The organism is Xanthobacter versatilis (assembly GCF_043193975.1).
Classification (GTDB): Bacteria; Pseudomonadota; Alphaproteobacteria; order Rhizobiales; family Xanthobacteraceae; genus Xanthobacter; species Xanthobacter autotrophicus_E.
The window spans coordinates 1-6,730 of sequence record NZ_JBAFVB010000022.1; the positions used below are offsets into that span (position 1 = coordinate 1).

Below are 6,730 nucleotides of genomic sequence, written 5' to 3' on the forward strand. Positions count from 1 at the left end.
AAGCCCTGAGGCGTAGGCGAGATCCGGCGTCCGGCCGAGCCGAACGAACCCATTGTCCCAGGTCGCACACCACAGCGCGAAATAGGTCGCGCCCAGCGGCTTGCCCTTCGACAGCTCGTCGAGGGCGCGCATGAGGAGCGGCATCGTCTTCGGCACGGTCGTGTAGCCGTTGAATCGGTTGCGATCCTAGATCCGGTCTTAATCGGCTGACCGCAATGAGCGAAGATGCGAGTGGCTACGAGCTCAACAGCAAATCACCATAGGTCTCTGCCAGCTGCAGGCTTTGGTCCCGGGTTCCCGCCGGAATGCAGTCAATAGATCCGCCGGTGGCCACGGTCCCGGCAGGTCGAGCATATCGGCCAAGATGGTGCCCTCCAGAAGTAAGAGCCGCGACGAGGGCGAAAATGCCGGCGACGATCCGCGGTTGGCGAGACAAGCTGCCTACGATGAAACCAATGAGATGAGCTGATTCTGCCTATCCGTGATGGTGCACGCATGACACGCATACGGCTCGGACAACTGTTCGATTGTACGGAGCAAGGCGGTGTCCTGGTTGCCGAAGCTGACGACGGATCCCTTCAACATATCGACGATGTGCCATCGGGCCTTGCCTGCAATTGCGTGTGCCCGGGTTGCGGCCGACGAATGGTTGCGAAGAAGGGCGAGGTGCAGGCACATCACTTTGCGCACCACTCTAATCGCAACGGCACCTCATGCGCCTCCGCGGGCGAGACCGCGCTGCACAAGTTCGCGAAGAAAGTCCTTGATGAGCGGCTGGAGATGGTGCTTCCCGAGCTCCGCATTTCGAACGCGAACGATACCGAAGTCGTCGTCCGGGCAACCAAGCTCACATTCGACGGGGCAGTTCTCGAAACCAAGGATGGATCGATCGTGCCGGATGTCGTTTTGGTCCTGCGGGATCGGCGCCTCATCGTAGAATTCAAGGTCACCCATCCCTGCGATAGCGTAAAGATCGCGCGCATTCGGGCCATGAACATCGGGGCGATCGAGATCGATCTCTCTGCCTACCGGGATCGAACACTAGATGAGCTAGGAGACGACATCCTCTATGGCGCACCGAGGATCTGGCTTCACAATCCGCACGAGTCCGCCGCCCGGGATCGCCTGTCGGAACGAGCTCGCCAACGTGCCAAGGATCAGCAAGAGACCGTCGAAGAGCTCCATCGAAATTATCGGCACCGCCTGCCGGCGCGAGAAAAAGGCGTAGGGGAGTACGAGACTATCCTGCGCCGGGACGGTTTGGACGCTCTTATCGATCTCCCCGTCGACGGGAGCGGGTGTTTCACGGTCCCGATCGCTGAGTGGCAAGGCGCTATCGTCGTCGGTTTGCTGCAATCCAAATCCCAACCTTTCAGAACGCGCACGGCCGTCGCCGCCCTGATGCGGCGGAGTTGGATCGAGCCGCTCTTTCGTTCTGTCTCCGACGATATCGCCAAGGCGCTGAAGGAAGCAGGCGTGCCTTTCGCCACCCCCGCAAGATCCATTGAAAGCTATCTTCGCGAACTTGAACGGCTTGGCTTTGCGTATTCTGCTCCGTCGGAGATCTGGAAGGCGTCGGGTCTGTTGCAGCAGAAAGTTCACGAAGCGGAGGAACTCCGGGTGCGCCCAGCGAAGCGCTTGGCTGAGGTGCGGGCCATCGTGTCAGAGCAGCTTGTCAGCCTGCCTGAGGAGGAGATGCTCGAATTCTCGTTCGATGCATGGATCCTTGCCGAACTTCCGGGCCGGGGCCATTCCATCGCCGACGCAATCCGTGGCACGGATGCAGAATGGACGGCGCTTTGCCACCAACTCTCGAACATCCGCACTCGCATCCGCTTCTCGCCTCGTGAGGACCTGGAGCTTTTTGGCTTGCCGTGTAACGGCGAGCTCGAGCGCGCGCTCCAGCGGAAGCGCCGCGAGGCGGAAGATAAAGAACGGGAGACTCGGGAGAAGGAGAAGGCCGATGCGGAAGCTCGGGCGATCCGGCTCAGGGAGATCGCAGCGCGGAACCTAGGCGAAAATTATGAAACTTGGCTAAGCACCGGCAACACGACTCTAAATGGCCAATCGCCACTCGAGACCGCACGGAGCGAAACTGGCTTGCGCGACGCCATCCGTGCTCTCGAACAAAAAGCGGACGAAATCAGGCGCGAGAAGCTAGCCTGCCGGCGGAAGCAAAAGGCTGTGGGAGAACTGGAGGTTCTCGCCCGCAGCCGCTACACCGATCCCGCGCGAGCAAACCTCTGGATGCGGTGCCCCCGGCGTGAACTCGGAGGGCGATCCCCGGCCGACTTCACGATTGACGACGCCACTCGCGACAAGTGCGCTAGCTATCTGCCAGCGAAAAAGTCGCGACATTAAGACGCCTCCGTTTGGCGTAGCGATGAACAGATAGCCGATAGTTCCGGCCCTAAGCGCTACGATAGCGAGCGGGATCACGAGGAGCAGGAGTGCCCGTCCTTGGTCGAATAGAACGGGCTTGCAGCGGTTCTGGGATGATAGCATCTACGCTCGCTCGGCGTGGGACCCCACAGCTGAGCGCGCCCGGAGAGCCGTGATGTCGGACGGAGAAATCTGGCGGCGAGAGTACGAAACCAACCGCTATCTTGAGAAGATAGATGGTGGTGCTCTCGAGCGCCGACGGGAGCACATCCTGCGTAACCTCTGGTCGACCGACAGGGACGGCTATGTAACGCCTCCACGTTTTGCCACGGCGCGAAGGGGAATGCTCCGTCTGCTACTCCATACGATGTTGGAGCAGATGGCGCGGGACGGCATTCAAGATTGCCTGTTTGACGAGGCAACGCTGCGAGAGGACGCTTCGGCGGGCTATATGCGCCCCATCCTCACGACACCCTATTTGGGCCCTCCCGATTGCTACACGAAATACGGACAGCGGGAGCATATTCGCGAAGATCTCAATGCCGGACGACTGCGTATTTGTCCAGCATCAGCGTATAATGACGACTCATTGAACGCGGCGCAGCAAGATGACGAGCTGATACATGCTGCCATTACTGCAAAGAAGTCTATCGTCTTTCAGCTCTACGGATTAGATAAACACGGCAGTGTGAGGTTCCCGTCCCGACAGAATCAATGGAATTGTTTCGCGATATGAGCGTGACAAATTTCTACGTCTGGTGTTGTGGATTAGGCTACGACGCCCGAATGTTTCGCGATTTCCACGCAAATGCGGCTTTGATCATTCGCGACAAGGAGGGCTTCCAGAAGCGTATGGCTCACATCGTATCTAGGGCGTTGCCTGACGGCGATATACTTCATGGACCGATCACCTACTACGACCCGTATTCCATTCAACGGGAGGAGTTGAGGCCAATCTTCATGAAGAATTTTGCCTATCTCTACCAGAACGAATATCGCTTTGCGTGGGCGGCGGCACCGGACCGACCGCTCGCCCCCTTTTTTGTTGAACTTGGTCCTTTGACCGATATCGCGGAGGTAGTCGAAATTGTCCCATGATGGGGCGGAGGGCGCCATGAGGAACGGAACCATTTTCTCGGAGAGTATCCCGCGAGCAGGGGCTCAGGTTGAGTGCCACCGTCTGGATCCTATTGAGCTTCCAGAAGTGGGCGGAGCGGCGCGAGTTCGCATGGTCGAACACCGAATGCATCATCCTGAACACCGAAATGGTCTTCGGGGCATCAAGCTTAAGTGGTCAGCCTGCCTCGATATCAGACGCAATCGCGGCGAAAGAATTCATATGCCGATCATTTAATCGCTTCATTCCAGAAATGTTGGATCGACTATCTTCACATGATTTGGCGCATGTCCGTACGATATCACGATATAGGGCCGACGGTATAAGCTTGGCGCCCTGAAAGTTGATAAAGAGACCATCCGTTAACTTCGCGTCAACGACGGACCCGCGCGCGACAAGCATGATGTTCAGCGGCGCTCCATATGCCTGAAATACCACGTATCGCCGACTCGGGTCCGGCAGGCCACTGACGGGAAGAACCTCGATCGAAAGGACGAGGTCCCCACCATGTGACAGCAACTCATACGCTTCCTTTGCGGCGTTCGCCTTCCGTGCGATCAGGACGCACGGGGCACGGGAGTCGTAAGTCCGGAAATCGGGATCCGGTTCGAGACCCAAGAACTCGCACAACCGATTGCGCTGTTGGTGGTCCAAAGCCGCCTTGCGGTCGAGAAACCATTCGAGCGCGCGCGCCGTGGAGCCGATGCAGCGGCTCAGTTCGCCGAGCGGTGTCGGCCAGCATCTCACCAATGCCCGGGCGATTTCCGGGAGATCATCTGTTTCGTGATCCTGGGACATGGTCTCTTGGAACTCATCGCCATCCAGGATCGGAGGCGTTGCCAGCAGCCAGACAGCGCCGTCAATTGTATCCGTGTGGAAATACCGGCGCCCGGCCGGGGCCACCCCCTTCTCCCAGGCATGGAGCCACACTCCGGCACGCCATTCGATCCCATCGATCTCACGTAGATCGACCGAGCGATGGGACAGGCTCCGCCACCAGTCCAATTTGGCATTCGGGCGTGACGGCGGGGACCGGAAGGATTGATTGTGGCTATCCGTGATGCAGCGGTTAAGCTGATCCAGTGTCGTGTTTGGTGTGATCCACCTGCGAGGCAGGCTTATCCACATTGCGTCCTCCTGACACCGGCGCACGGATGCGGAGAATTCCTTGTCGCCGCGGTCCGCGATGACGAGCCGGACCTCTGACGCCGCCAGGATTTCGGGCAAGGGCGCCGCAGATGCGGCGACATGGCGGCCCACCTTCAACACATCGGGACGACCGCGTAAGCCTGCGGCGCGCCTCCAGGCCTCGTTGAGAACGCTCACGATGGATGCCGGGCGATCGAGTGGTGCGAGCATGACCCATCGAAGCGGGGTGCCTGGAACGGACAGCCCATAAAGGAGCAAAGGGGTCAGGTCATAAGCGGCCATGTCCTCTCGCGAGGCCGCCTCCCGGACGAAGACAAGGCCATGATCCGCATGCGTGAAGACATGCTTTGCCATCGCGATGACGAGATGGTGTTCGCGAATACGTCCAGACTCATCTTTTTCGTGCTCGTCAACAAAGGGCATCGGTTTCCACCTGATCCGTCGTCGTAGGCTTTCTTTCCAACGAAGATACCCGGTCTCAGCGACGCGGTGTGAATTCGTCGCGAACTCGAACTCGAGCACCTATCATCCCGATGAAATCGCCATCTGCTTCAGACATCGTTTAGTGGCCATCCAGCCCTACCCAAACGGTAACGGCCGACTTCACGCCTAGGCTCAGGACTCACTAATCAGAGCCAGAAGATGACGGTGGCTGCGATGCATATGGCTGAGAAGAAGGTGTGGGCGCATCGGTCGTAGCGCGTGGCGATGCGGCGCCAGTCCTTGAGTTTGGCGAATAGGTTCTCGACCTTGTGCCTTTGGCGGTAGAGGGTCTTGTCATAGGCGAACGGCCGCTTGCGGCTCCTGGATGAGGGAATGCAGGGCGCGATCCCCTTGGCGGCGAGCGCGCCCCGGAACCAGGCGCTGTCATAACCCCGATCGGCGATCAGACTCTTGGCCGGCGGCAGGGCGTCGAGGACAAGGCGGGCGCCCTTGTGGTCGCTCATCTGGCCTTCCGACAGCAGCATGACGATCGGCCGGCCCTCGCCGTCGCAGACGGTATGGAGCTTGGAGTTCAATCCACCTTTGGTGCGCCCGATACGACGGGGAACAGCCCCTTTTTGAGCAGGCTCGCCGCCGTCCGGTGGGCTTTGAGATGGGTGGCGTCGATCATGATGCGCTCGGGCCTCGTCCCCTCTCCCGCGAGGCTGGCGAAGATGCGATCGAATACCTTGAGCCGGCTCCAGCGGATGAAACGGTTGTACAACGTCTTGTGGGGGCCATAGCCCTTGGGAGCATCCTTCCACTGCAGGCCGTTGCGGATGACGTAGACGATGCCGCTCACCACCCGCCGGTCATCGACCCGCGGCACGCCGTGGGCCAGAGGAAAGAACGGCGAGATCCGCGCCGTCTGCCGCTCGCTCAGCAAGAACAAATCACCCATCCCAGCCTCCTCAATGGAGACTGTGAATCACATCCTCAGCGCTATTAATAGGTCCTGAGCCTAGGCGATGCACTGGTCCAGCAGCCAGACGTTCAGCTCGTCGTAGCTCTTCACCCGAAGGCGTGGTGTGAAGAAACGCTCCCACGCCAGCCCGACCTGGTTCTCCACCTGGCCCTTCTCCCAGCCGGACGCCGGGGTGCAGGCGACTGGATCCACCAGGTAATTGCTGCACATCCGCAGGAAGCGGCGATTATAAGCCCACTCCTTGCCCCGGGGTCCCCATCGCGCCAGCGCGATGGGGGTGGCCCACGAAGATCGCATCGACCGCGGTCTTCATGTTGTCGTAGATGCCGCGCGTGCAGCAGCCCTTGAAGAAGGCGAAGGCCCGCAGCCAAGTTTACGCAGGCTGCGCACGCTTGCCTGCGTGGGCCTCGAACACCATCTCCTGCGTCTCGCGCGGATAGGCCCGCACGAACAGCATCCGCGAATGGCACAGCCGCACATGGGCGACGCACACCGACACCGTGGTGCCGTTGATCAGGACGATCTCGTGGCTCCAGTCGAACTGGTAGGCCTCGCCGGGCGCGAAGCTCAGGGGCACGTAGGCCGCAGCCGTCATCGTCGCCTGCGCCCGCCGCCAGCCCTTGGCATAGCGGCGCAGCGCATCGTAGCTGCCCTCATACCCCCGGCTGCGCAGT

The 6,730-nt window shown here is 60.1% G+C and carries 5 protein-coding genes and 2 pseudogenes; 4 read left to right on the top strand and 3 right to left on the bottom strand.

Translation table 11 applies throughout. The features are described 5' to 3' along the window. Positions 1 to 645 precede the first annotated feature (645 nt). The 3 genes from V5F66_RS22135 to V5F66_RS22145 all read left to right on the top strand — a co-directional run bounded on the left by V5F66_RS22135 (position 646) and on the right by V5F66_RS22145 (position 3,480). The gene (locus tag V5F66_RS22135) at positions 646 to 2,361 is read left to right on the top strand and encodes a hypothetical protein (RefSeq protein ID WP_394094728.1); all 1,716 of its coding nucleotides are present in this window, start codon (positions 646 to 648) and stop codon (positions 2,359 to 2,361) included. Between the two features lie 196 nt (positions 2,362 to 2,557). Continuing rightward, a complete protein-coding gene (locus V5F66_RS22140; RefSeq protein WP_394094729.1) occupies positions 2,558 to 3,118 on the top strand; it encodes a hypothetical protein in 561 nt (186 codons plus the stop codon). After that, a complete protein-coding gene (locus tag V5F66_RS22145; protein WP_394094730.1) occupies positions 3,097 to 3,480 on the top strand; it encodes a hypothetical protein in 384 nt (127 codons plus the stop codon). The genes V5F66_RS22140 and V5F66_RS22145 overlap by 22 nt, the downstream gene beginning before the upstream one ends. A 196-nt stretch (positions 3,481 to 3,676) precedes the next feature. Here the strand turns inward: V5F66_RS22145 and V5F66_RS22150 are convergent, their stop codons facing one another. After that, on the bottom strand, positions 3,677 to 5,170 hold the full coding sequence (locus V5F66_RS22150) for a hypothetical protein (protein WP_394094731.1): 1,494 nt from the start codon (positions 5,168 to 5,170) through the stop codon (positions 3,677 to 3,679). On the opposite strand from V5F66_RS22150, the pseudogene V5F66_RS22155 reads away from it, so the two are divergent. Next, a pseudogene (locus V5F66_RS22155) lies at positions 5,169 to 5,249 on the top strand (mobile mystery protein B); the annotation flags it as partial. The gene V5F66_RS22150 and the pseudogene V5F66_RS22155 overlap by 2 nt on opposite strands. A gap of 28 nt (positions 5,250 to 5,277) precedes the next feature. On the opposite strand, the gene V5F66_RS22160 reads toward V5F66_RS22155, so the two are convergent. Further along, positions 5,278 to 6,032 (bottom strand): IS5 family transposase gene (locus V5F66_RS22160; protein WP_394094732.1). Its coding sequence is split into 2 segments (ribosomal slippage): positions 5,278 to 5,699 and positions 5,699 to 6,032, totalling 756 coding nucleotides; the frame shifts between segments, so codons are not numbered across the junction. Between the two features lie 63 nt (positions 6,033 to 6,095). After that, positions 6,096 to 6,730, bottom strand: a pseudogene (gene istA, locus V5F66_RS22165) (IS21 family transposase); the annotation flags it as partial.